Origin of the sequence: Desulfuromonas acetoxidans DSM 684 (genome assembly GCF_000167355.1) — a bacterium.
Classification (GTDB): Bacteria; Desulfobacterota; Desulfuromonadia; order Desulfuromonadales; family Desulfuromonadaceae; genus Desulfuromonas; species Desulfuromonas acetoxidans.
On record NZ_AAEW02000009.1, the window covers coordinates 44,443 to 67,538 of the forward strand.

Genomic DNA, 23,096 nt, shown 5'->3' on the forward strand with positions numbered 1-23,096 from the left:
GCCGTCCTTTGACCTAGTTGGTTTCCGGTTCCAGAGCGACCATACCGAGGCGGGTGACACCAGCACGGCGAATCGCCGCCAGCACGCGTACCACACGTTCGTAGGGGACAACTTTGTCCGCTTCGAGGTAAACCTCCTTGCTGTCACGGCTGGCCAACACCTGTTGCAGAACCGCCACCAGCTTATCTGGGCTGTCCACAGCCTGTTTGCCGATAAAGATCCGCCCACGGCTGTCAATGCTGACAATCAGCGACTGTTTTGCCGCTTCAAGGTTGGGCGCCTGGCTGACTTCGGGAAGGTTGACATCGACCCCTTTTTCCATCATCGGCGCCGTGACCATAAAGATAATCAGCAGCACCAGCATGACATCGACAAACGGGGTGACATTGATTTGCGACAGTGAGCTGCGTCGCTGAGGACGAGGGCTGATTTCCATCAGGACCTCCGCGTCATATGCTCAATGATGTTGAGAAATTCCTGGCTGAAATTGTCCATCTCTCCGATCAAGACATTGACCTTGTTGAGAAAATGGTTGTAGCCGACCACGGCCGGAATCGCCGCCATCAGGCCGATAGCCGTAGCGACCAGAGCTTCAGAGATACCCGGAGCAACAACCGCCAGCGAGGCACTGCCGGTCTGACCGATGCCGTGAAATGAATCCATGATTCCCCACACGGTTCCGAACAGTCCGATAAACGGTGCGGTCGAACCGGTTGTGGCCAAAAAGGTCAGGTATTTTTCCAGCCGGTGGGTTTCCTGGGTACTGGCGCGCCGCAAAGCTCGGGCGATGTTCTCGCCGCCCATATCGGCAAAGCCGCGACTGTCATCACCCTTCTCAATCCGTTGTACTTTGAGCAGTTCCTGATACCCTTCGCGGAACAGGGAGCTCAGCGGTGAATGGCTGTATTGCTTAATCTCCTGGGCGACGGCATCAAGACGTTTTTTGTTCCAGAAGAAATCGATAAATTGGCTTGATTCACGGGTAGCGCGCTGAATCGTGCGGAATTTATAGAAGATGATGGTCCACGACACCACGGAAAAATAGACCAGAACCAGCAACACCAATTTTACCACCGGACCGGCATTCCAGATCAAATCGAGCACGTGAGTCTCCTATCGGTTTTTTCACTCATTTTAAGTTACGGTTTCCCTGCAAACAGCGCAGTGCATAGCGGGAGCAGCCGTTATCGGCATGACGTTGCGCATAGCGCCGCAGGCTGCCAACATCGTCAATATCTTCCCAAGGCGGCAGCAGATGATAGCGAAGCTGACACGATACCAGCCGTGTGCGGGTCTGTTCAAGCACCCGTTCGCTGCTCCAGTCTATCTGCTCGAAAACAGTCGGATAATAATCGCTCGCCCCGGCCAACACATAACCGCCATCCTCGGCAGGAACGACAACAAAGTCATTGTCCTCAAGCGCTTTAAACGCCTGGAGGACCCGTTCACGCGGCAGATCCGGGCTGTCCGTTCCCACCACACACACCCGCTGCCAACCACATTGGATGGCGTGATGAAACATCCGTTTCAGCCGTTGCCCAAGATCCCCCTGTCCCTGACAGACCAGCTGACACTGTGGATATCGCTCGGCAAAATAGCTGCGCTCGCCGCTGTAACAGATCACCACATCGTAGTCATCATCACGGCTCAGTGCAGCGATCGTTTGACGCAGACTGAACGCATAGAGGGTTGCCGCCTGGCATGGTGTCAGGTCGGGCGTCAGGCGTGTTTTCACTTGACCGGCTAACGGCTGCTTGGCAAAGATCAGTAAAACGGATGCGTTACGCACAGTCGCACCTGTGGATAACTTGGTGGAATCTTCAGAGTTATCCACAGCTAGTCACTCCGGCGTGGATATTCCAGTGTGGCATAGGCGGAGTGGTTGTGAATCGATTCATAGTTCTCACATTCCACGCAGAACCACTCGATGGAAGAGACACTTTTTAGTTTTTCCGTCACCGCCCGGACGATATCTTCGACAAACATGGGATTTTCGTAAGCCTGCTCCGTCACGGCTTTTTCATCTTCCCGTTTGAGCAACGAGTACACCGGAGCGCTGCCACAGCTCTCCACCCAATTGATCAGATCTTCGATCCAGATCATTTTTTTACTGCGGATGGCCACCGTGACGCTACTGCGTTGATTGTGGGCACCATAACGACTGATATCGCGTGAACACGGACACAGAGAGGTCACAGGCACTCGCACCTCCAGCACAAAGTCCTTTTTTTCACGCAGGGTGCCGATAAAGCGACACTCATATTCCATCAACCCCTTGGCTTGGGATACCGGTGCCTGCTTTTCGATAAAGTAGGGAAAGGTCAGTTCAATGTGGGCGCAGTCCGACTCCAGCCGTTCCTTCATCGCCTGTAGCAACCCTTCCATGTCATTGAGGGTCACCTGTTCACCGCGATACTGGTTGAGAATCTCCAGAAAGCGGCTCATGTGTGTGCCCTTGAACTGATGGGGCAATTCCACATACATATTGATGCTAGCTACGGTCTGTTGTCGGCTGGTATTCTTATCCTCAACAACAATGGGGTAGCGCACATCCTTGATTCCCACCTTATCGATGGCAATATTGCGGGTATCCTGCGATTTCTGCAGGTCAGGCATGGAGGAAGGTGTCATCTCATTTCTCTACGTAAGGGACCGGATCGGTCTGACCGGCCTGGGCAAAACCATTGAGTCGCAGTACGCAGGAATCGCAGCGACCGCAGGCGCGTCCATCCGGTGCAGGATCATAGCAGGAATGGGTCAGAGCATAATCAACACCAAGGTCGGTTCCCATGCGAATAATATCGGCTTTGCTCAGATGGAGCAGCGGCGTATGAATCTGGTACTGTCCCGAACCTTCGACGGCAGCTTTGGTCGCCAGATTGGCCATGTTCTGATACGCCTCGATGAATTCGGGACGACAGTCGGGATAACCGGAATAATCCAGGGCATTCACGCCGATAACGATATCAAACGCTCCAAGCGCTTCCGCCCATGCCAACCCGTACGAGAGAAAAATCGTGTTGCGTGCCGGAACATAGGTCACCGGGATCGCTTCATCAATCTGCCGATCCTTGGGAACCTCGATGTCTGCGGTTAAAGCGCTGCCGCCGATCTTACGCAGATCAATGTCCACGATGAGATGCTGCTCGGCACCCATCTGCGGGGCAAAGGATTCGGCTTTTTCCAATTCAATGCTGTGGCGTTGACCATAGCGAAAACTCAGGGCGTATGGTGTCATCCCCTGGGCTTTGGCCCAGGCCAGGCATGTGGTTGAATCCAGCCCGCCGCTATAGAGTACAATGGCTTTTTTTGACATGATCTGCTTCCCGGATAAAGGCTTATAAGACCGTAAGTCTTTTTCTGCATTTCATCGACACCATACACAAACCGGACATAAAAGAAAAGCTGCTGCACCCGTTCTTGGCGATCTGTGTGTTCACTCACAGTTCCAGGGTGTGCGGACCCACAACCGGCAAAGGTTTAACACCCTGATTTCATCTTGCCTCGGCATGAACGGTGGCGGTATAGTCCCTGTCATGTCTTTTGCCCTGAACATTGAACATTTGAATAAATCGTTCGGCAGCCATGCCGCGGTTAAAGATCTGTCGTTGTCGGTTGAACGTGGTGAGATTTTTGGCTTACTCGGTCCAAATGGTGCCGGCAAAAGTACCACCATCAACATGATCTGTGGTGTTTCACGTATTGATTCGGGAACTGTATCCGTTTTTGGTCATGACAGCCAGAAACACTGCCAGCATGCTCGTCGCCTGACGGGCGTTATGCATCAGGAGGTAGTGACCGATGCTTTTTTCACCATTGACAAAGCCCTGAAAATGCATCCCGGTTTTTTCGGTGTTAAATCCGATCCGGACTGGCGACAGCTTCTCATTGAACGTCTTGATCTCTCTGAACATCTCCACAAGCCGATGAACTATCTTTCCGGTGGTATGAAGCGTCGTTTCATGTTGGCCAAAGCGTTGATTCATAAACCGCGCTTATTGATCCTCGACGAACCGACCGCCGGTGTTGACATTGAACTGCGCCATACCATCTGGTCGTTTATCCGTGAGATCAATCAGCATGATACAACCATCCTGCTGACCACCCATTACCTCGAAGAGGCTGAGCAGATGTGCCGGCGTATCGCCATTATGAACTCCGGACAACTGATCGCCCTCGACACCACTCAGGCCCTTCTCAACCATCTTGATACCCGACAGATCACGTTGATCCTCGATCAACCGCTGAACACAGTGCCGCACTGGCTGAGCGTGCGTTCTGCCACCCTGTCACCCGATGGACGCCAGATCACCGTAGCGCTTACAGCCGATGAGACCGTATGCGCCTTTCTTCAACAGTGCCATACTCATGCCCTGCCGGTTCTTGATCTTGAGACCACCTCCCCCAACCTTGAAGAGGTCTTTCTTCATCTGACCCGAGGCGACAACTCTGGCGAGGTGCTCTCATGACCCCGTTGCACCGTGATGATCAGGGCTACTGTTCGTGGCTGCCTTTTGTCTCTTTGCTAAAAAAAGAGATTCACCGTTTTTGTCGAGTTTATACCCAGACACTGATCACACCAGTGATCATTGCGTCACTTTATCTGTTTGTTTTCGGCGCCACCTTGGGTAATCGCATCTCTGTTATTGACGGCTTCAGTTATGCACAATTCGTCATTCCGGGTCTGATTCTGATGGGTGTTATCAACAACACCTTTGCCAACAGTTCGTCATCCCTGTTCATGTCGCGCCATCTCGGCCATATTGTCGATCTGCTGGTGATGCCCCTTTCGTCGCTACAGATCGTTGCTGTTTATACCCTTGCCGCCATGGTCCGCGGCCTGGTTGTCGGCTCCGTGGTATGCGTTATCTCAACTTTTTTTGCCAAACTGCCCTGGGCGCATCCATTTCATGCCCTGGCCATGATCGTGTTGTGCAGTTTTCTGTTTGCGCAGCTCGGCATCATTGCCGGCCTGTTTTCAGACAGCTTTGACGGCCTCGCCATGTACATCAATTTTCTGCTCTTACCGTTGATCTTTCTCGGTGGTGTGTTTTATCCGATCTCTATTCTGCCGCCTTTCTGGCGCCAGGTATCCCACATTAATCCGTTATTTTATATTCTCGACGGTTTTCGTCATTCCCTGCTCGGCGTCGGTGACTTGCCACTGATGGGATCGTTCCTTTTCACCACCCTGCTCAGTCTTATCCTGTTTGTTGCTTCGGTGATGCTGATTCAACGCAGCTCCCGTTTTCGTACATAAAAAAAACCCACCATACGGTGGGTTTTTATCAGCATTTTGTCGGCAGATTTTATTCGGTCATGCTCTGCAACAACACCTGTCCGCCATAAGCGGCATTTTTTCGCACCAGACGGTCGGCAGTATCGCCGTCGTGGCTTTCGAAGGCATCAATAATTTTTTCGTGCTCCTGGACCGAAATTTCCATCCGGCCCGGCAAAGACAGGGAGGCGATCCGCAATCTGTCAAATTTTTTCAACAACTGCTGAATCAGCTCCAGAAGCTTTTCATTACCGGACGCCCGGATAAACTGCTCGTGAAACTCATTGTGCACACGAAAAAATGTTTTCACATCTCCGGCGCTGGCCAGTTTCGCCAACCGGGTATTAATCGTTTTCAGCCGGTCGATATCCTTATCGGTAAGTTTTTCCGCTGCCAGCCGCGCTGCATACCCTTCGAGAATACTCTTGATGGAGTAAAACTCCTCGACATCGCGCTCGGTCAGGGCAGTGACAACAGCACCCTTACGCGGAACTACGGTTAAATAGCCCTCAGATTCCAGTTGACGAAACGCTTCGCGAATTGGTGTACGACTGATTCCGTAACGTTCTGCAAGGTCCGGCTCAGAAACGCGCTCACCGGCTTTGAGGCTTCCTTTCAAAATGGCATCGCGAATATTTTCCAGAATCTTTTCACGCAGAGTCTGGTGTCTTTCTATGGGTTTTTTCTTCATTGTGTCCTCATCTACACATCCACAGCGAACTGACAATGACGCCTTTGTCCCTTGATACAGTTCACTTATCCAGCTTTCTAGACTACTAGCGGATGACAGTATATATGTATACTGTATACAGCACAAGCACTAGTTATCTCTCATTATTTTTATTTCCCAGTGTCTTGTGTTTCCGCTAAGCCAAAGGTATTCTTGGCCAAGATGGAGTGGCTATGAATTCAATTCGTAACGTTATTGTTTCCCTGACCGCGCTGGTGACCATTCTCATCATTGGCACTATCGGCTATCGCCATATTCAAGGCTGGTCACTGATAGATTCGTTTTATATGACGGTCATCACAGTCGCGACTGTTGGGTTTCGTGAGGTTCACGAACTCAGTAATCAGGGGCAACTTTTTACTATTTTCATTATTATCTGTGGTACAGGCCTTGTCGCCTATGCCGCGGCCAGCGTTATTCAGCTGATGGTTGAAGGTCAGTTGCGCCAGATCTTGGGGAGGAAAAAATTGCTACAACAGATTTCCAAGCTGGAAAATCACTACATTGTTTGCGGCTATGGACGCATCGGGAATTTTATCTGCCGTGAACTTGCCGCCAAACCGGTTGCGTTTGTCGTTGTTGAAAGCGATAACGAGTTATGCGGCAAGATGAATGAGGAGGGAACGCTGCACGTCAACGGTGATGCCACTGATGACGAGGTCTTGATCAATGCCGGGATTACCCGTGCAAAAGGGTTGATCACCGCGGTAACATCCGATACGGCCAATGTCTATATCACCCTCACCGCTCGCGGCCTGAATCCCGACCTTTTCATCCTGGCCCGTTCCGGAGAGAAATCAACCGAGAAAAAGCTGCTACGCGCCGGAGCGAGCAAAGTGATATCACCCTATACCATTGGTGCCAACCGCATGGCTCAAGCTGTTTTACGTCCCTCTGTGATGGATTTTATTGAGATAGCGACCGCGCATCAAAACCTTGAGTTACAGATCGAAGAGATCCGCATTAATACCGGATCCGATCTGGTTAATCGTACCTTGATGAGCTCAGATATCCGCAAGCAGCTTGGCATTATTATCGTCGCCATTAAAAAGCGTCACCATGAGCAGATGCTGTTCAATCCACCGTCCGATGCTCTGATGGAAGAAGGTGATATTCTCATCACACTTGGTGAACCGGTCTCGATTCAGCATCTTGAACGCCGCGCTTCAGGAAGCGCGGTTTAATCATCATATTAACCCGATTTTTTCCAGCCGTGGCTTACCAACAAAAAAAGGCAGCCTTAAAGGCTGCCTTTTTAATGTTACATGATTGATCCGGTTAACGTGCTTTGCGCGCCGCAACCTGGATACGGATCATAGCGCGCTCAAGCGCGGCTTCCATAATCCGGAATTGTTTATCTTCGGGATCAAGCTTTTTCAGTGCATCTTCTGCACGACCCAAAGCAGCTTTAGCACGAGCCAGATCAATCTCATCAGCCGGCTCGGCAGTTTCAGCTAAAATTGTTACCTTACCCTCCTCAACTTCCACGTAGCCCCAGTTGACTGCCACGTGAAACGCTGCACCGCCCTTACGATAGGTCAGTTCCCCAACCTTCAGGGTGGTCAGCAACGGGGTATGGCCAGGCAGAATGCCCAGCTCACCAAGGGCGCCGGGAGCAATAATCTCGTCGACTTCCTCGGAGAGAACCCGCTTGTAAGGAGTGACCATCTCCAGTTTTAATATATCTGCCATGTGCAACTTCCTTTATCGTTGCGGGCGGCCTGGGCCGCCCTCAAACTCAAATGATTAAGCTGCCATTGATTTGGCTTTTTCCAAAACCTCTTCGATGGTACCAACGAGGTAGAAAGCCTGCTCAGGAACATCATCATGCTTGCCGTCAAGGATTTCCTGGAAGCCTTTAATGGTGTCTTTCAGCTCAACGTATTTACCGGGGGAACCGGTGAAGACCTCAGCAACGTGGAACGGCTGAGACAGGAAGCGCTGAATCTTACGGGCACGGGCAACAACCTGCTTATCATCTTCAGACAGCTCGTCCATACCGAGGATAGCAATGATGTCCTGAAGGTCTTTGTAGCGTTGCAGAACAAACTGCACATCACGAGCCAGCTTGTAGTGTTCTTCACCAACAACCTGAGGATCGAGAATACGGCTGGAGGAGTCCAGCGGGTCAACCGCAGGGTAGATGCCGAGCTCGGCAATCTGACGAGAAAGAACCGTGGTGGCGTCCAAGTGAGCAAACGCCGTTGCGGGAGCCGGGTCAGTCAAGTCATCCGCAGGAACGTAGATGGCCTGTACCGAGGTGATGGAACCTTTATCGGTGGTGGTGATACGCTCTTGCAGCTCACCCATTTCCGTACTCAGAGTCGGTTGGTAACCTACCGCTGAAGGAATACGGCCGAGAAGTGCGGATACCTCGGAGCCTGCCTGGGTAAAGCGGAAAATATTATCAACAAACAGCAGAACGTCCTGACCTTCCTCATCACGGAAGTACTCAGCAACCGTCAGAGCCGACAGAGCAACACGGGCACGCGCTCCGGGAGGCTCATTCATCTGACCGTAAACCAGAGCGGCTTTATCGAGAACGCCGGACTCTTTCATCTCTTCCCAAAGGTCATTACCTTCACGGGTCCGCTCACCAACACCGGCGAATACAGAGAAACCACCGTGTTGCTGGGCAATATTATTGATCAGCTCCATGATCAGTACGGTTTTACCAACACCCGCACCGCCGAACAGACCGATTTTACCACCACGTGCATAAGGTGCCAGCAGGTCAATAACCTTGATGCCGGTTTCGAATGACTCAACTTTGGTGGATTGGTTAACAAACTCAGGTGCCGGGCGGTGGATGCCCCACTGCAGGTCGGCTTCAACAGGGCCTGCTTCGTCAACCGGCTCACCAACAACATTCAGGATGCGACCGAGGGTCTTACGACCAACCGGCATAACGATCTGATCACCTGTCGCCAGAACTTCCTGACCGCGAACCAGACCTTCGGTTGAGTCCATGGCGATAGCACGTACGGTGTTTTCGCCCAGGTGCTGAGCAACCTCAACAACCAGATTCAACTCACCCTCACCCAGCGCCGGGTTGGTAATTTTCAGGGCGTGATAAATTTCAGGAAGCTTACCCGCTTCAAACTGAACGTCTACGACAGGACCGATGACCTGTACAATCTTACCTTTATCCATGAGAAAAACTCCTTTAATTCCCCACATCGTGGAGAGACACGTTACTTAATTGATTCAGCACCAGAAATAATTTCCATCAGTTCTGTCGTAATGGCAGCCTGACGTGCACGGTTGTACTGCAATGTCAGTTTGTTGATCATTTCGGACGCATTCTTGCTTGCGCTGTCCATGCTGCTCATACGTGCCCCATGCTCTGAAGCAACTGATTCGAGCATGGCCCGGAACAGTTGTACTTCAATATGCTTGGGCAGAATGGAGCTGAGCACCTCTACACTGCTCGGCTCATAGATGTAATCGGCAACATAGCTCGGCTCTTCATCCTCGGAAATTTCCGGAACAATGGGCAACAACTGTGTTGTGGTTACTTCCTGGCTAATTGCACTGATGAATCGGTTGTACATCATGAATACGCCGTCATACTTGTCCTCAAGGTAGTCGTCAACGATTTCGCTGCCGATCAATGAAGCCGTGGCGTAAGTGATGTTACCGGTCAGATTCTCATACACTTTATCGATTACGAGGCCGGGACGACGCTTAAGACCTTCGTTCCCTTTACGACCGATAATTCGTAACGTGTATTCTTCATATCCTTCAGCCTGGTTCCGTATAAACGCTTCTGCGGCCTTGACAATGCTGCTGTTGAATCCACCACACAGACCGCGGTCGGCGGTCATGATCACAATCAAAGCACGCTTTTTTTCACGTTCTTCGAGCAATGGGTGGGAAGCCTCCGCATTACGCTGAGCCATGCTGGACAAAACATCCTGCATTTTATCAGCGTAAGGACGGGCAGCCACAACGGCATCCTGAGCGCGGCGAAGCTTGGCAGCAGAAACCATTTTCATGGCTTTGGTGATCTGCTGTGTATTTTTTACGGATCCAATCCGTTTTTTTATGTCCTTCAGACTCGCCATTTTTTAATCCTCAGGTTGATAGTCTAGGCTACGAACTGACCTTTGAACTCTTCGAGAGCTGCTTTGAGGCGACCTTCAAGATCCGCATCAATAGCTTTTTTATTGGTCAGGTCATTGATGAGATCAGCGTGCTTACTGTCAATGAACGCCAGCAGCTCCGACTCGTAACGGCCGACAGCCGTTGCCGGGTAATCATCAACGTAACCGTTGTTAGCCGCGTAGATCGCAACAACCTGCTTAGCAACCGGCAGAGGCTGATACTGGCCCTGCTTGAGGATTTCTACCAAGCGCTCACCACGTTGCAGCTGCTTCTGGGTAGCAGCATCAAGGTCGGAACCGAACTGAGCAAACGCGGCCATCTCACGATACTGAGCCAGTGCCAGACGCAGGGTACCGGCAACTTGTTTCATCGCTTTAACCTGGGCGCTACCACCAACACGGGATACCGACAGACCAACGTTGATCGCCGGGCGAACACCGGAGTAGAACAGGTCGGTTTCGAGGAAGATCTGACCGTCAGTAATCGAAATGACGTTGGTCGGGATGTACGCGGAAACGTCACCAGCTTGTGTTTCGATGATCGGCAGCGCAGTCAGAGAACCAGCACCGAGGTCATCATTGACTTTTGCCGCACGCTCGAGCAACCGGCTGTGCAGGTAGAAAACGTCACCGGGGAATGCCTCACGTCCCGGCGGACGACGCAGCAGCAGGGAGAGCTGACGATAAGCAACGGCTTGCTTGGACAGATCATCATAAATAATCAGAGCGTGCTTACCGTTGTCACGGAAGTACTCACCCATGGTAACACCGGTGTACGGTGCAATAAACTGCAGGGGTGCCGGGTCAGATGCCGTTGCCGCAACGACGATGGTATAATCCATGGCACCGTGCTGCTTCAGTTTGTCAACAACCTGGGCAACCGTGGAACGTTTCTGACCGATTGCGACGTAGATACAGACAACGTCCTGGCCTTTTTGGTTGATGATGGTATCAACCGCAACAGCTGTTTTACCGGTTTGGCGGTCACCGATGATCAGCTCGCGCTGGCCACGACCGATGGGAACCATGGAGTCGATCGCTTTGAGACCGGTCTGCATCGGCTCGTGCACTGATTTACGAGCAACAATACCCGGAGCTTTTACTTCCACTTGGCCATAGTTGTCGGATTTGATCTCGCCTTGACCGTCGATGGCAATACCGATACCGTTAACGACACGGCCAATCAGAGACTCGCCAACAGGGACACGTACGATCTGCTCAGTACGCTTAACCGTGTCACCCTCTTTGATATGCTCAGAGTCGCCCAGAATCGCAGCACCAACGTTATCTTCCTCAAGGTTCAATATCATACCCATGGTGCCGCCAGGGAACTCAAGAAGCTCACCGGACATGGCTTTATCCAGACCATGAATACGTGCAATACCGTCACCGACGGAGATAATGCTGCCAGTCTCACTAACCTCTACTTCGCGACCAAAGTTTTCAATTTGCTTTTTAATGATCGCACTGATTTCTTCTGCTTTGATTTCCATGAGTACTTCCTACCCCTTCTTTAAGGTATCTTCAATCCGCTGTAATTGGGTCTTAATGCTTCCGTCAAAAACTTTGCCTCCAACCTCGGCCTTGAGTCCACCAAGCAAGGTTGAATCCACCTTGGTCTGGAGATCGATCTTTTTACCGCTCTGAGCTTCGAGACCTTTCTGAATATTATCGGCCTGTGCCTTGGTCAGCTTGGTTGCTGAGGTCACGCTGGCACGCAGAACTCCAGAAATCTCATCGGCATATGCGGTATAATCTGTGTGGATCTGGCCGACATACTGGATACGATCCTTGACCGTCAGCAATCCAACAAATTTTTTGATCCCTTCCGAAAGCTCCATTTTGTTGACAATATCAGCCATGATGGCCGTTTTCTTATCAACATCCAGTGTGGGGCTTTCCATCAACAAACGAAGAGCATCCTCACGAGCAAGAACAGCGCTGACTTCTCCCAGTTCTGCACCATACTGCTCGACCAGTTTTTGTTCGGTCGCCAACTCTACCAGAGCTGTTGCGTACCGTTTTGAAATCGCGCTGCTACTCAATGCAGTTCTCCTACTTTCGTTTTATATTCTTCAACTAAACGGGCCTGATCCTCTTTATTGACTGCCTTTTTAAGAATATCTTCGGCGATACCAACAGCCATGGTTACAGCTTCCTGCTGCAGAGTCAGACGTGCCTTTGCGACTTCATTGTCAGCTGATTTTTGCGCTTCAGCCTTGATCTTTTCCGCCATCTCTTTGGCTTCGGAAATGATCCGTTGTTTTTCGCTTTCCGCCTCTTCTTTAATCGCCAGCTGAATGTCGGCAATTTCTGATTCCGCCTGAGTCAGCTTGCTATCGTATTCCGCATATTTCGACTCAGCTGATTCAGCCGCTTCTTGTGAGGCTTTCAACGCCTGTTCTATACCTTCACGTCGGCCAGCCAGGGCATTCTTCAACGGCTTGGCCACAAAGTAGACCAGGATGCCGACAGTGACGCTAAAGTTGAAGACACGGTACAGGAAATCCTTGAGAAGCACACCACTGTCAACATGATGTGCAGCCTCATGTCCTTCACCTGAAGCAAATGCGATTCCAGCGCCGGCAATAACCAGTGCTGCCCCTGCGGCTACAGTTAGGGTCCGTTTTGTCAGAAACTTATCAACAAACATTATTTCACGTCCCTTCCCAGAACCTTTGAAGCGATGGCATTCGCCAGATTCTTAGTTTCTTCTCCCAAAGTCTTGCGTGCCTCTTCCGCTTCTCCGGCGACTTTGTTTTTCATTTCGGCTAAACTTTTGTCTGCCTCACCACGTGCCTCACCAAGTATGGCGGACTCCTCTTTAACTGCTTCAGCACGAAGCGACGCTGCTTCCTGGCTGCCTTCCAGTTTCGCTTGCTGGAGCTTACTCTCGTAGCTTTCCATCTTTTCATTGATAGAAGCTTCCAGTTCGCTCGCCTTTTGGTGACCGCCGTCAATGGCTTCCTGACGTTGCGTCATAATATTACGCAAAGGACGATATAACAGGATGTTAAGTACCGCCATAAGGATCAGGAAATTGACAAACTGCACCAGGATGGTCCAATCAATGCTTATCACCGCGTAACCTCTTTCTTCCTTTTGAATTCAACTCGATTGTGAATGACTAGAAGATCACTAGACAGATAACAGAAAGCCCTGCTGGGCAGAGCAGGGCATTCCTATCACAGAGACATGAGAAATGTCAAGGGTTTTGTCCTCATTACGGTCTTCAAAAACCCGTAGTGTTGACTATTTATACAACATTCATATAGTCCAATATCCGTTGAAGTTCAGTATTATCATAAAAACTGATTTCGATCCTGCCACCTTTCCCTTTGGTTTTAATCTTCACCTGGGTTCCAAGGTTCTTCTTCAGGATATCTTCTAAATGATTTAATTCCGGGTCAATTTTAACCTGTTTCTCTTTTTCACTGGGTGCTATCACAGTCTTTATTTTTTTCACCAGTGATTCCGTTGCCCGCACTGACAGACCCTTTTTCACGACCTGATCTCGGGCCTCAACCATGTCCTCATCACTCTCCAACGACAGAAGACAACGGGCATGTCCCATACTCAATTTCTGTTCCAACACATCCTGTCTAATGGCTTCCGGTAAACGCAATAAACGCAGGGAATTGGTAACTGCGGAACGACTTTTCCCAACACGTTTTGCAACATCATCCTGAGCCAGATCAAAATTTTCAATCAGGTGTTTATACGCTTCAGCTTCCTCAATGGCGTTAAGATCTTCACGCTGGATATTCTCAATCAGAGCGATTTCCAGAGCCCAATCTTCGGAAACATCCTGAATCGTGACCGGAACTTCTGTTAATCCCGCTTTCTGGGCCGCACGCCAGCGCCTCTCACCGGCGATGATCTGATAAAAATCATCGACACGTCGCACAACCAGAGGCTGAATAACCCCCTTCTCTTTTATGGAGGCAACAAGCTCCTCCATCTTTTCATCATTGAAGGTTTTTCTCGGCTGGCTGTGATGCGGTTTAAGATCCTCAATGCCACAGAGAAAATATTTACCGTTGGACGCCGGTGTCGCTGCGCTGAGCAGAGCCCCCATCCCTTTACCTAAAGCAGGTCGTTTTGCCATCATGATTCCCTTGTTTTAATCACTTCCTGGGCTAAATCCAAATAGGCTGTAGCACCACGCGATGAGACATCATAAAGGAGCACTGGTGCACCATGACTGGGAGCTTCCGACAACCGGACATTTCTCGGTATCACCGATTTAAAAACTTTTTCCTGAAAATGCTCCCGCACTTCCTCACTCACCTGATGTGACAAATTGTTCCGACGGTCAAACATAGTCAGGACGATGCCACGCAAAGACAATCTAGTATTCAGACCTTGCTGCACTAGGCCAATGGTTTTCATCAACTGGCTCAAGCCCTCCATAGCATAATACTCGCACTGAAGAGGAACGATAACCGAACCAGCGGCAGTCAATGAATTGATGGTCAACAATCCCAACGATGGAGGACAATCGATAATAATATAATCATAATCCGCAGCAACTTGATTGATCACGTTACTCAGACGATATTCACGACGATCTGCGGCAACCAGTTCGAGCTCGGCACCAATCAAATCGGTTGTCGAGGGCAAAACATTAAGAAAATCCAATTGCGTTTTAACAATCCCCTCTTTTACAAGCAGCGGGTCATGCAGCGTATCATAGACTGTGACTTCAAGTTCCTCTGTCACGACACCAACACCACTACAGGCATTGCCCTGAGGATCCATATCGACAAGTAAGGTTTTTTTCTCAGCAACAGCCAATGATGCAGAAAGGTTAACAGCGGTTGTCGTTTTACCAACGCCACCTTTCTGATTCGCAATGGCAATAATTTCGGCCATATCAACTCCTATATCCGAGAATAGTGCATAATATCACACTCATGACTGTGCTTAAACTGCAATTAGCATACAGCGACCTGTTTACCTTTATTCAGGACAATAAAAGCCCTTTTTTCATCTAAGGGTTGAAGGATTCGCTCATGAATCGTAACTATTTCGAGGTCCAGCTCTGACAAGATATCCGTTGCCTCTTCAATTTCTCTTTTATAATCAGCACCCTTCATTGCAATCAAAACGCCATTATCAGCTAAATAATGATGGCTGAGTTGGCAGAACTGAGCCAAAGAACTAAAGGCTCGTGATGTAATGTATGGGTAGCGTTGCTGAGACTGACCATTAAGATGTTCAATTCGAGTAGACAGTGCTTGATAGTGTGTCAAGTGCAACTTTCTAACGCAATGTTTTTGAAATTGAATTTTTTTACTAACCGTATCAACTGAGGTTACCGACAACTGTGGATAAAATATCTTCAGTGGAATTGACGGCAACCCTGCCCCCGAGCCGATATCAAGCAAACAGGAGTCAGGGTCAATAAACTCACCCAGCATCAGAGAATCAATAATATGTTTTTGCCAACATATATTTTTCTGGCGAATTGCTGTCAAATTTATTTTACGATTCCACACCAACAACTCATCAAGATATTGATCTATCAGTTCATATTGTTCAGAGGATAACTGTAGCATGGGGGGCAAACAGCGATTAACCTCTTCAATGATCATTTCTACCTCGAAGTAAAACGGAGAGGATTGTTATCGCAGCAGGAGTCACTCCAGGAATACGCGAAGCCTGACCAAGATTTTCAGGACGGATTTTACACAATTTTTCAATCACTTCAGCAGACAGGCTTTGAACTTTTGTATAATCAAACGTCTCAGGTATTTTTACCAATTCGTTTTTCTTAAATTTTTCAACCTGATCATTTTGACGTTTAATATATCCGTCATATTTGACGGCAATTTCAACCTGAAGCAATACCTCATCTGAATAGGCATCTAGACCATCAACGACACCTTTGAGTTGCGCAATTGTGATATTTGGACGCTTGAGCAGGTCCTTCGCCGATTGACCATTACTTATTTTTTCAACATTCAAAGCAGCTATTTTATCTTTGTCTTTCGCTGTAATCCGTTCATCAACAAGTAGCTTTAACGCCTCATCAATATGTTTTTTCTTAGTTGAATAGTGTTTCCACCTTTGTTCATCAACCAGACCGACCTGATAACCCAATTCAGTCAACCGTTCATCCGCGTTATCTTCACGCAGCAACAATCGGTATTCAGCTCGCGATGTAAACATACGATACGGTTCTTTCGATCCGAGATTAATAAGATCATCGATAAGAACACCAATATAAGCCTGATCACGTCGTAAAATTACTGGTGGTTTCCCTTCAATTTTCCTGACTGCATTAATACCTGCCATCAACCCCTGGGCAGCTGCTTCCTCATAGCCCGAAGTGCCATTAACCTGCCCGGCATGAAAAAGTCCGTCTATCAACTTTGTTTCTAAACTGGGTTTCAGTTGAATAGGATCTACATAGTCGTACTCTATAGCGTAACCCACGCGCATTATTTCGACATTTTCAAGACCAGGTATCGTTCTCAAAAATTTCAACTGCACATCTGCAGGTAACGATGTTGGCAATCCATTTGGATATATTTCTGATGAATTCAATCCTTCTGGCTCAAGAAAAACTTGATGGGTTGTTTTTTCAGGAAAACGAACAACCTTATCCTCAATCGAAGGACAATAGCGTGGTCCTACCCCCTCAATAACTCCGCTGTATAAAGGAGAACGGTCCAGCCCTGATCGAATAATCTCATGGGTTTGTTCATTGGTTGCCGTAATATAACACGACACCTGTTGCTGGTTTACCTGTTCACTCACATAAGAGAAGGGTCTAAATGTATCGTCCCCAGGTTGCTCTTCAGTTTTGGAAAAATCAATACTGCCTCGATATAGCCTGGGAGGCGTACCTGTTTTTAATCGACCGACATCAAAACCCAATTTTTTCAATTGGTCTGACAACCCTAACGATGGCGGTTCACCTGAACGACCACCAGGATAATGATTCATACCGACATGAATCAACCCCCGCATAAATGTCCCAGTCGTCAAAACAACACACTGACAATTAAAACGCCACCCCTCTTTAATTTCAACCGCAACAATTCGATTTTCTTCAACAACAAGATGACTCACAGTGCCTTGCTTCAAATCAAGTTTTTCTTGATTTTCAACCACCAATTTCATTGACTGTGAATACAAAAATCTGTCCGCCTGAGCTCGTGAAGCTTGAACAGCCGGTCCCTTTTTTGTATTTAAAACTCGAAACTGAATGCCAGTTTTATCGATATTCTTTGCCATCTGACCGCCGAGAGCATCAATTTCTCTCACAAGATGCCCTTTTGCCAACCCACCAATTGCTGGATTACATGACATCTGAGCAACGGCGTCTAGGTTCATATTCAACAACAGCGTTTCATGGCCCATACGAGCAGCAGCTAAAGCCGCTTCACATCCAGCATGTCCAGCACCAACAACGACCACTTCGTATTTTTTATCGTAGACAATCATTTTATTCACCACTGTTTCACGTGAAACATTTTATTTACCGATACAAAACCGGCCAAAAATATCGTTCAAAATATCATCTGGAGTTGTTTCACCAGTTATTTCACCCAACGCTTGTAACGCTTCACGTAAATGCAAAGCCAAAAACTCATCAGAATGGCCAGACTCAAAGGCCTCTATAAAATCTTTCAGAAAAGCATGACAACGAACAAGAATATCTTTATGACGCCGATCTGACAATACAACAGATTCATCGTGGTGACGACTATTGAGATTGAGCTTATCAAGAATACCGTTTATCAATTGCTCGACACCCGTATTCTCTTTAACAGAGATAGAAAAATTTATAAAATTAGAAATCTGTGATTCTTGGAAATCAAAGTCTGGTTTATCGCACTTATTAACAACAAAAATGAAACGGTCAGCTGGCAAGAGCTTAATATCTTGCACTATTGAAATATCAAACGGTTGCGAACCATCAACCATATATAAAATAACATCTGCAGACCCTATCTGATTTTTCGCTCTCGATACTCCATCCTGTTCAATTGGGTCATCAGAATCACGAATTCCGGCAGTATCAATAACTGTAATAGGATAACCATGAAGAGTAATAGTTTCCTGAATAATATCTCTTGTTGTGCCTGGGATATTGGTAACAATAGCTCTATCCTCACCAACAAGTAAATTTAAAAGGGAACTTTTCCCAACATTCGGTTTTCCAAGAATTAACAGAGAAAAACCCTCTCTGAGTATTTTCCCTTCGTCATAACCTGAAAGGGTTTCTTCAACTTTTGATAAAAGAAGTTCACAATCTCTTTGAATGGATAAAGCGTGATGTTTATCGATATCTTCTTCAGGAAAATCGATATAAGCTTCAATCAAAGCCAACATAGACAATATTGTATCTTTAAACTCATAAACACGTCCAGACAGAGCACCCTTCATCTGTCTTAATGCTAACTGGCTGGCCATAGTTGATTTAGCTGCAATTAGATCCGCTATAGCTTCAGCATGAGAAAGATCAATACGACCATTTTTAAAAGCCCTATAAGTAAATTCACCCGGCTCAGCTATCCGGACTCCAGATCGGACAAAAATATCAATAATATTTCGAACAACTGCAACACTGGAATGACAATGAATTTCAACAACATCTTCACGCGTATAAGATTTAGGTGATGCCATGTAAACAACCATAACCTCATCGATAGACACACCCTCATCACAAATAAAACCATAATAAAAATAATGTGAAAGTAAGGACCTAAACCTATTAAAAGATTTATTGAAAAAATGAGTTAAAACAAGGTCTAAAGATTTAGAACCAGAAAGTCGTAAAATAGTAACAGCACCATGACCTGGCGCTGTTAACGGAGCAATAATTGTATCATCTTCTGAGAACAACATACCATTCTCCAACTAAAAGACCGATTTGAAAAAAAACAAATCGGTCTTTTAGATAATATATTGAAAAGAAAAATCAAGCAGGTTTTTTATAAATTAAATATTGCTGGAAAATAGTCAAAAGGTTATTCACCAACCAATAAACAACAAGCCCTGCAGGAAAGTTTAGAAATAGAAATGTGAAAACGACAGGCATCGCCAACATCATTTTTGCCTGCATAGGATCCATTGTATTTGGAGTCAATTTTTGCTGAATAAACATCGTTAGGCCCATTACCAATGGTGTGATGTAATAAGGGTCTTTTACAGACAAATCAGTGATCCAAAAAATAAATGGTGCATGACGCAACTCTATTGTTCCAAGCAAAACCTTATATAACGCAAAAAAGACCGGAATCTGCACCAGCATCGGCAGACACCCTCCGAGTGGATTTACACGATGCTCTCGATACAGCTCCATCATCTTACGATTGAGAGACTCACGGTCATTACCATATTTTTCTCTAAGCTTTTTCATCTCAGGCTGGATTTTCTGCATCGCCTTCATTGAGACATAACTCTTTTGAGTTAATGGCCAAAAGAGCATTTTTATGATGACAGTCAGTAAAATAATTGAAAACCCATAATTACCAATGTATCCATAAAAGAAATTGAGAACCGTGTGTAAAGGCTTAGCTAAAATTTTGAAAAAACCATAATCTACAACACGGACTAAATTGTCATCAACTCCTTTAAGTATTTGAACATCTTTGGGGCCATAAAAAACTTTTGTTTTAAAATCTAACTGCTGACCGTTTGAGATAGTAAGATCGGTCGAAATAAGATTTGTTTGAACATAATTATTTTGATGCTTTACTAATAAGTTTGAAAATTTATCATTACCTATAAGTGCAGAGAAAAAGTATTTGTTTTCAAAACCAGACCATGCAATATTTGAATAAACATCATTATTAATATCTTCGACATCAATTGTATTCAATTCATCATCTGAAAAATAAACAGGCCCAACAAACTCAAGTCTATTACCTTTTATATCTTCTGACCAAAAATTGGATAAAGATAAAACAACATTTCCATTACGTGAATCAGAAGAAATATTTTTCAAAGAATAAACGATATCAAAATCATATTTATTTTTATAAAAAATGTATCTTTTATTTATTTCAAAATTATCAACAGTTGAATAGAAATCAACCTGCAAACTATCCTGAGAAACGAATACATGATCATCAGTTATTTTAGTATTGAATAAAGCATTAGATAACTGACTAAAATCATTATTTCCATAATAAACAAGAGATTTTATATCATCACTTTTATCTAACAATGATACTAAATCGGAATCATTATCGATATCCCTCTTATAGTCTTTGAGCTTCAAATCAACTAAAGTAGATGTAGAAACAGAAATAGTCGCTTCAAAAACATCATTTTCAAAAGTTATAAAACGGTCTGAGGTCTTTACATTTGAAATATTATTTTGAATATCAACAACAGTCTGAGCATCAACACTTATATCCTGCTTCAAAGATTTATCTTCCGCCTTTGCAGTAACCTCAGAATCAGGAGATTGATTTTCAGAAGGAGGAAATAAGAACGTAAAACCCGTCCAGACAATGAGCATTAAAATCAAAGCGACCAGTGTGTTTTTGTTTTCCATAAAAGCCTCTATTTAACAGGATCATACCCACCTTTAAAAAGTGGATTACATCTCAAAATTCTTAATACAGATTTAAATACGCCGACAAAAAAACCATATTTTTTTATCGATAAAATTGCGTATTCAGAACAGGTGGGAATAAAACGACAAGAAGGCGGTGTTAGGGGGGAAATTATGCGCTGATAAATATTGATAAGGAAAAGTGACATATTTACCAAAGGATTGGTATTCATGGCATTAACTGAGGTAAAAGATCATCAGCGAGTTCAGCATATTTTTTTTTATTAAATAATGCGGCCCGGCGTTTAGCGACTATAACCACATCATAAAGAAGATCATCAGAATAATTGTTTCTGACAAACTCTCTCAATAGACGCTTGATGCGATTTCGAACAACAGCCCCGCCTATTTTTTTACTTACTGTAAAACCAAACCTGGCGGGGCTGTTTGTAGCAATGAAAAACAAGATGAAATACCGGGTATGCTTTTTAATACCCGACTGATAACACTGGGTATAATCCGTCTTGTTTTTAATAAACAAAATAAAGAACTACTTAGAAGATATTGTCGCAGCCAATACTTTTCTGCCACGATTTCGGCGACGCTTGATCACATTGCGACCGTTGCTGGTAGACATCCTCTTACGGAAACCATGAGTACGTTTACGGCTAACACGGCTAGGCTGATAAGTTCTTTTCATTATGTAAGTCCTCCAAAAATTATTATTGACAAGAACTGGCGATTATATGCCCGAAAAACAACACTTGTCAATATATTTGTTTAAACTCTCTATCTCTAAAAAAAAACTATACAACAGGCAGTTCGGTAGGATATTTTGAGATATAAAAAAATGCACTATATAAAACATAAGATACTGAAAATACATCATTTATTTACTTTTCAACAATGTTTATAAACTGTTGAAAACGCGAGGACAAATGTCAGAAAATTTTTGGCAAGATCTAAAAAAAATACTACAGAAAAAATTAAACAAACAACATTATTCCACCTGGATTGAACCAATAAAGTTTGATGAGATAGAAGGCAACACAATAAATATTTCTGTATCAAATAAATTTATAAAAGATTGGATTGAAAAAAACTATAAAGATTTAATTTTAATAGAAGCTAAGAAAATAAGCAGGGATATTGATGGAATCAATATAAAAACAGATAAAACAATAAAAAAAACATTCAAAAAAGATAAAGAAGAAGTAAAAAAAGAAGAAAACAATAATTTTAAAAATACAAATTTAAATATAAATCCTGAATACACATTTTCAAAATTTATTTCAGGATCATCTAATCAATTTGCTGCAGCAGCAGCTATGGCCGTTGCAAACAATCCAGCAACTATATATAACCCATTATTTATATATGGTGGTGTTGGGCTTGGTAAAACTCATCTTATTAATGCAATAGGTAATGAGATCATAAAGAATAACAAAAAAATAAAAGTAAGTTATTATTCATCTGAAAAATTCACAAACGAATTAATAAATTCGATCAGATATGGAAAAATGGATGAATTTAGAAATAAATTTAGATCAATAGATGTTCTACTTATAGATGATGTACAATTTATTGCAGGAAAAGAGAGGACTCAAGAAGAGTTTTTCCACACATTTAATTCTCTTTATGAATCACATAAGCAAATTGTTGTTACTTCAGATAAATTTCCTAAAGAAATACCAGGTTTAGAAGAACGATTAAGATCACGTTTTGAATGGGGATTAATTGCTGACATACAACCACCAGATATTGAGACAAAACAGGCAATTCTCGAAGCAAAAGCTGAACAAAATAATATTATTTTACCTCAAGAAGTAGCATTATTTTTATCAAACTCGGTGATAAGTAATATACGAGAATTGGAAGGATATCTTGTAAGAATTGGTGCATATTCAAGTTTAACATCAACGCCAATATCTATTGAAATGGCAAAAAATATTTTAAAAGATATAATAATAGAATCAAACAAAGAATTAACAATTGAAGATATACAAAAAAAAGTATCAAATCATTTCAATATAAAAATTTCAGAAATCAAATCCTCTAAAAGAGTTAAAAACCTAGTTATACCAAGACAAATAGCAATGTATTTATGCCGACAATTAACATCATGCTCATACCCAGAAATCGGTGATCATTTTGGTGGAAAGGATCACTCAACAGTTATACACGCTATAAAAAAGATAGAAAAAAACATCGAAAATGACAGCTATCTGAGATCAACAATCAAAACAATAAAAAATACACTACTGCCTTCATAAGTCTGTTTAAAAGTGGATTAAAACTGTGGATAAATAAACACCGTTGAGTTTTCCACAGAAAAAAATTATCATCAACAGCTCTATGAACAGGTTGATCAACGAAAAAAAAACAGTAAAACAGTGAGATAGCATATTTCAACATATCCACAGCACTTACTATCTACGGCTATAAAACCTTTAAAAACTAATA

General features: G+C 45.1%; 26 protein-coding genes. 4 read left to right on the forward strand and 22 right to left on the reverse strand.

Annotation, left to right across the window (positions count from 1 at the left end):
* Positions 1-13: 13 nt before the first annotated feature.
* The 5 genes from tolR to queC are packed head-to-tail and all read right to left on the reverse strand — an operon-like array spanning position 14 to position 3,316.
* Entirely contained in the window at positions 14-436 is a 423-nt protein-coding gene (gene tolR, locus DACE_RS08990) for a protein TolR (protein WP_006000506.1), read from the reverse strand.
* Positions 436-1,104, reverse strand: a complete 669-nt coding sequence (gene tolQ, locus DACE_RS08995; RefSeq protein ID WP_006000508.1) for a protein TolQ — start codon at positions 1,102-1,104, stop codon at positions 436-438. The genes tolR and tolQ overlap by 1 nt, the downstream gene beginning before the upstream one ends.
* 25 nt (positions 1,105-1,129) lie before the next feature.
* Positions 1,130-1,834, reverse strand: a complete 705-nt coding sequence (locus tag DACE_RS09000) for a TIGR04282 family arsenosugar biosynthesis glycosyltransferase (RefSeq protein ID WP_050769993.1) — start codon at positions 1,832-1,834, stop codon at positions 1,130-1,132.
* Positions 1,835-1,836: 2 nt separating this feature from the next.
* On the reverse strand, positions 1,837-2,616 hold the full coding sequence (folE2, locus tag DACE_RS09005; protein ID WP_040366768.1) for a GTP cyclohydrolase FolE2: 780 nt from the start codon (positions 2,614-2,616) through the stop codon (positions 1,837-1,839).
* 16 nt (positions 2,617-2,632) lie between these two features.
* Positions 2,633-3,316, reverse strand: coding sequence for a 7-cyano-7-deazaguanine synthase QueC (gene queC / locus DACE_RS09010; RefSeq protein ID WP_006000514.1), 684 nt, complete (start codon positions 3,314-3,316; stop codon positions 2,633-2,635).
* 220 nt (positions 3,317-3,536) lie between these two features.
* Here queC and DACE_RS09015 point away from each other — a divergent pair, with 220 nt between their 5' ends.
* Both DACE_RS09015 and DACE_RS09020 read left to right on the forward strand, forming a co-directional pair.
* Positions 3,537-4,469 (forward strand): ABC transporter ATP-binding protein, encoded by a 933-nt coding sequence (locus DACE_RS09015; RefSeq protein WP_040366738.1) that lies wholly within the window; start codon positions 3,537-3,539, stop codon positions 4,467-4,469.
* The gene (locus DACE_RS09020) at positions 4,466-5,260 is read left to right on the forward strand and encodes an ABC transporter permease (protein ID WP_006000518.1); all 795 of its coding nucleotides are present in this window, start codon (positions 4,466-4,468) and stop codon (positions 5,258-5,260) included. Before DACE_RS09015 ends, DACE_RS09020 begins: the two co-directional genes overlap by 4 nt.
* Positions 5,261-5,309: 49 nt before the next feature.
* On the opposite strand, the gene DACE_RS09025 is transcribed toward DACE_RS09020, so the two are convergent.
* Positions 5,310-5,969, reverse strand: coding sequence for a GntR family transcriptional regulator (locus tag DACE_RS09025; RefSeq protein WP_006000520.1), 660 nt, complete (start codon positions 5,967-5,969; stop codon positions 5,310-5,312).
* A gap of 212 nt (positions 5,970-6,181) precedes the next feature.
* On the opposite strand from DACE_RS09025, the gene DACE_RS09030 reads away from it, so the two are divergent.
* On the forward strand, positions 6,182-7,192 hold the full coding sequence (locus DACE_RS09030) for a potassium channel family protein (RefSeq protein WP_006000522.1): 1,011 nt from the start codon (positions 6,182-6,184) through the stop codon (positions 7,190-7,192).
* A 94-nt stretch (positions 7,193-7,286) separates the two neighbouring features.
* Here the strand turns inward: DACE_RS09030 and DACE_RS09035 are convergent, their stop codons facing one another.
* The 16 genes from DACE_RS09035 to rpmH all read right to left on the reverse strand — a co-directional run bounded on the left by DACE_RS09035 (position 7,287) and on the right by rpmH (position 21,333).
* Positions 7,287-7,700: a F0F1 ATP synthase subunit epsilon gene (locus DACE_RS09035; RefSeq protein ID WP_006000524.1), complete on the reverse strand. Its 414-nt coding sequence runs from the start codon at positions 7,698-7,700 to the stop codon at positions 7,287-7,289.
* A 54-nt stretch (positions 7,701-7,754) separates the two neighbouring features.
* Positions 7,755-9,161 carry a F0F1 ATP synthase subunit beta gene (gene atpD, locus DACE_RS09040; protein ID WP_006000526.1) on the reverse strand — a complete coding sequence of 469 codons (1,407 nt, stop codon included), beginning with the start codon at positions 9,159-9,161 and terminating at the stop codon, positions 7,755-7,757.
* A gap of 41 nt (positions 9,162-9,202) precedes the next feature.
* Positions 9,203-10,075: an ATP synthase F1 subunit gamma gene (gene atpG, locus DACE_RS09045; protein ID WP_006000527.1), complete on the reverse strand. Its 873-nt coding sequence runs from the start codon at positions 10,073-10,075 to the stop codon at positions 9,203-9,205.
* A 23-nt stretch (positions 10,076-10,098) separates the two neighbouring features.
* Entirely contained in the window at positions 10,099-11,607 is a 1,509-nt protein-coding gene (atpA, locus tag DACE_RS09050) for a F0F1 ATP synthase subunit alpha (protein ID WP_006000529.1), read from the reverse strand.
* 9 nt (positions 11,608-11,616) lie between these two features.
* Complete coding sequence (atpH, locus tag DACE_RS09055) at positions 11,617-12,159, reverse strand: ATP synthase F1 subunit delta (RefSeq protein ID WP_006000531.1); 543 nt, start codon at positions 12,157-12,159, stop codon at positions 11,617-11,619.
* A complete protein-coding gene (locus DACE_RS09060; protein ID WP_006000532.1) occupies positions 12,156-12,767 on the reverse strand; it encodes an ATP synthase F0 subunit B in 612 nt (203 codons plus the stop codon). Before DACE_RS09060 ends, atpH begins: the two co-directional genes overlap by 4 nt.
* Entirely contained in the window at positions 12,767-13,195 is a 429-nt protein-coding gene (locus DACE_RS09065) for an ATP synthase F0 subunit B (RefSeq protein WP_006000535.1), read from the reverse strand. Before DACE_RS09065 ends, DACE_RS09060 begins: the two co-directional genes overlap by 1 nt.
* Before the next feature lie 175 nt (positions 13,196-13,370).
* Complete coding sequence (locus DACE_RS09070) at positions 13,371-14,222, reverse strand: ParB/RepB/Spo0J family partition protein (protein WP_006000537.1); 852 nt, start codon at positions 14,220-14,222, stop codon at positions 13,371-13,373.
* Positions 14,222-14,989: a ParA family protein gene (locus DACE_RS09075; protein ID WP_006000539.1), complete on the reverse strand. Its 768-nt coding sequence runs from the start codon at positions 14,987-14,989 to the stop codon at positions 14,222-14,224. The genes DACE_RS09070 and DACE_RS09075 overlap by 1 nt, the downstream gene beginning before the upstream one ends.
* 62 nt (positions 14,990-15,051) lie before the next feature.
* Positions 15,052-15,711, reverse strand: coding sequence for a 16S rRNA (guanine(527)-N(7))-methyltransferase RsmG (gene rsmG, locus DACE_RS09080; protein ID WP_006000541.1), 660 nt, complete (start codon positions 15,709-15,711; stop codon positions 15,052-15,054).
* Complete coding sequence (gene mnmG / locus DACE_RS09085) at positions 15,701-17,569, reverse strand: tRNA uridine-5-carboxymethylaminomethyl(34) synthesis enzyme MnmG (protein WP_006000543.1); 1,869 nt, start codon at positions 17,567-17,569, stop codon at positions 15,701-15,703. Before mnmG ends, rsmG begins: the two co-directional genes overlap by 11 nt.
* 30 nt (positions 17,570-17,599) lie before the next feature.
* The gene (gene mnmE, locus DACE_RS09090; RefSeq protein ID WP_006000545.1) at positions 17,600-18,976 is read right to left on the reverse strand and encodes a tRNA uridine-5-carboxymethylaminomethyl(34) synthesis GTPase MnmE; all 1,377 of its coding nucleotides are present in this window, start codon (positions 18,974-18,976) and stop codon (positions 17,600-17,602) included.
* 73 nt (positions 18,977-19,049) lie between these two features.
* A complete protein-coding gene (yidC, locus tag DACE_RS09095; RefSeq protein WP_006000547.1) occupies positions 19,050-20,633 on the reverse strand; it encodes a membrane protein insertase YidC in 1,584 nt (527 codons plus the stop codon).
* An 8-nt stretch (positions 20,634-20,641) separates the two neighbouring features.
* Positions 20,642-20,866, reverse strand: a complete 225-nt coding sequence (yidD, locus tag DACE_RS17885; RefSeq protein WP_006000548.1) for a membrane protein insertion efficiency factor YidD — start codon at positions 20,864-20,866, stop codon at positions 20,642-20,644.
* Positions 20,863-21,174 (reverse strand): ribonuclease P protein component, encoded by a 312-nt coding sequence (gene rnpA, locus DACE_RS17890; protein ID WP_006000551.1) that lies wholly within the window; start codon positions 21,172-21,174, stop codon positions 20,863-20,865. The genes yidD and rnpA overlap by 4 nt, the downstream gene beginning before the upstream one ends.
* A gap of 9 nt (positions 21,175-21,183) precedes the next feature.
* The gene (gene rpmH, locus DACE_RS17895) at positions 21,184-21,333 is read right to left on the reverse strand and encodes a 50S ribosomal protein L34 (protein ID WP_006000552.1); all 150 of its coding nucleotides are present in this window, start codon (positions 21,331-21,333) and stop codon (positions 21,184-21,186) included.
* A gap of 238 nt (positions 21,334-21,571) precedes the next feature.
* Here rpmH and dnaA point away from each other — a divergent pair, with 238 nt between their 5' ends.
* Positions 21,572-22,906: a chromosomal replication initiator protein DnaA gene (gene dnaA, locus DACE_RS09100; RefSeq protein ID WP_006000556.1), complete on the forward strand. Its 1,335-nt coding sequence runs from the start codon at positions 21,572-21,574 to the stop codon at positions 22,904-22,906.
* Positions 22,907-23,096 lie beyond the last annotated feature (190 nt).

Excerpts from the sequence above, each read along its gene's own strand:
- tolR (WP_006000506.1), bottom strand. The coding sequence starts at position 436 with ATGGAAATCAGCCCTCGTCCTCAGCGACGCAGCTCACTGTCGCAAATC.
- folE2 (WP_040366768.1), bottom strand. The coding sequence starts at position 2,616 with ATGCCTGACCTGCAGAAATCGCAGGATACCCGCAATATTGCCATCGAT.
- queC (WP_006000514.1), bottom strand. The coding sequence starts at position 3,316 with ATGTCAAAAAAAGCCATTGTACTCTATAGCGGCGGGCTGGATTCAACC.
- DACE_RS09015 (WP_040366738.1), top strand. The coding sequence starts at position 3,537 with ATGTCTTTTGCCCTGAACATTGAACATTTGAATAAATCGTTCGGCAGC.
- DACE_RS09020 (WP_006000518.1), top strand. The coding sequence starts at position 4,466 with ATGACCCCGTTGCACCGTGATGATCAGGGCTACTGTTCGTGGCTGCCT.
- DACE_RS09025 (WP_006000520.1), bottom strand. The coding sequence starts at position 5,969 with ATGAAGAAAAAACCCATAGAAAGACACCAGACTCTGCGTGAAAAGATT.
- DACE_RS09030 (WP_006000522.1), top strand. The coding sequence starts at position 6,182 with ATGAATTCAATTCGTAACGTTATTGTTTCCCTGACCGCGCTGGTGACC.
- DACE_RS09035 (WP_006000524.1), bottom strand. The coding sequence starts at position 7,700 with ATGGCAGATATATTAAAACTGGAGATGGTCACTCCTTACAAGCGGGTT.
- atpD (WP_006000526.1), bottom strand. The coding sequence starts at position 9,161 with ATGGATAAAGGTAAGATTGTACAGGTCATCGGTCCTGTCGTAGACGTT.
- atpG (WP_006000527.1), bottom strand. The coding sequence starts at position 10,075 with ATGGCGAGTCTGAAGGACATAAAAAAACGGATTGGATCCGTAAAAAAT.
- atpA (WP_006000529.1), bottom strand. The coding sequence starts at position 11,607 with ATGGAAATCAAAGCAGAAGAAATCAGTGCGATCATTAAAAAGCAAATT.
- DACE_RS09060 (WP_006000532.1), bottom strand. The coding sequence starts at position 12,767 with ATGTTTGTTGATAAGTTTCTGACAAAACGGACCCTAACTGTAGCCGCA.
- DACE_RS09070 (WP_006000537.1), bottom strand. The coding sequence starts at position 14,222 with ATGGCAAAACGACCTGCTTTAGGTAAAGGGATGGGGGCTCTGCTCAGC.
- DACE_RS09075 (WP_006000539.1), bottom strand. The coding sequence starts at position 14,989 with ATGGCCGAAATTATTGCCATTGCGAATCAGAAAGGTGGCGTTGGTAAA.
- rsmG (WP_006000541.1), bottom strand. The coding sequence starts at position 15,711 with ATGATCATTGAAGAGGTTAATCGCTGTTTGCCCCCCATGCTACAGTTA.
- mnmG (WP_006000543.1), bottom strand. The coding sequence starts at position 17,569 with ATGATTGTCTACGATAAAAAATACGAAGTGGTCGTTGTTGGTGCTGGA.
- mnmE (WP_006000545.1), bottom strand. The coding sequence starts at position 18,976 with ATGTTGTTCTCAGAAGATGATACAATTATTGCTCCGTTAACAGCGCCA.
- yidC (WP_006000547.1), bottom strand. The coding sequence starts at position 20,633 with ATGGAAAACAAAAACACACTGGTCGCTTTGATTTTAATGCTCATTGTC.
- yidD (WP_006000548.1), bottom strand. The coding sequence starts at position 20,866 with ATGAATACCAATCCTTTGGTAAATATGTCACTTTTCCTTATCAATATT.
- rpmH (WP_006000552.1), bottom strand. The coding sequence starts at position 21,333 with ATGAAAAGAACTTATCAGCCTAGCCGTGTTAGCCGTAAACGTACTCAT.
- dnaA (WP_006000556.1), top strand. The coding sequence starts at position 21,572 with ATGTCAGAAAATTTTTGGCAAGATCTAAAAAAAATACTACAGAAAAAA.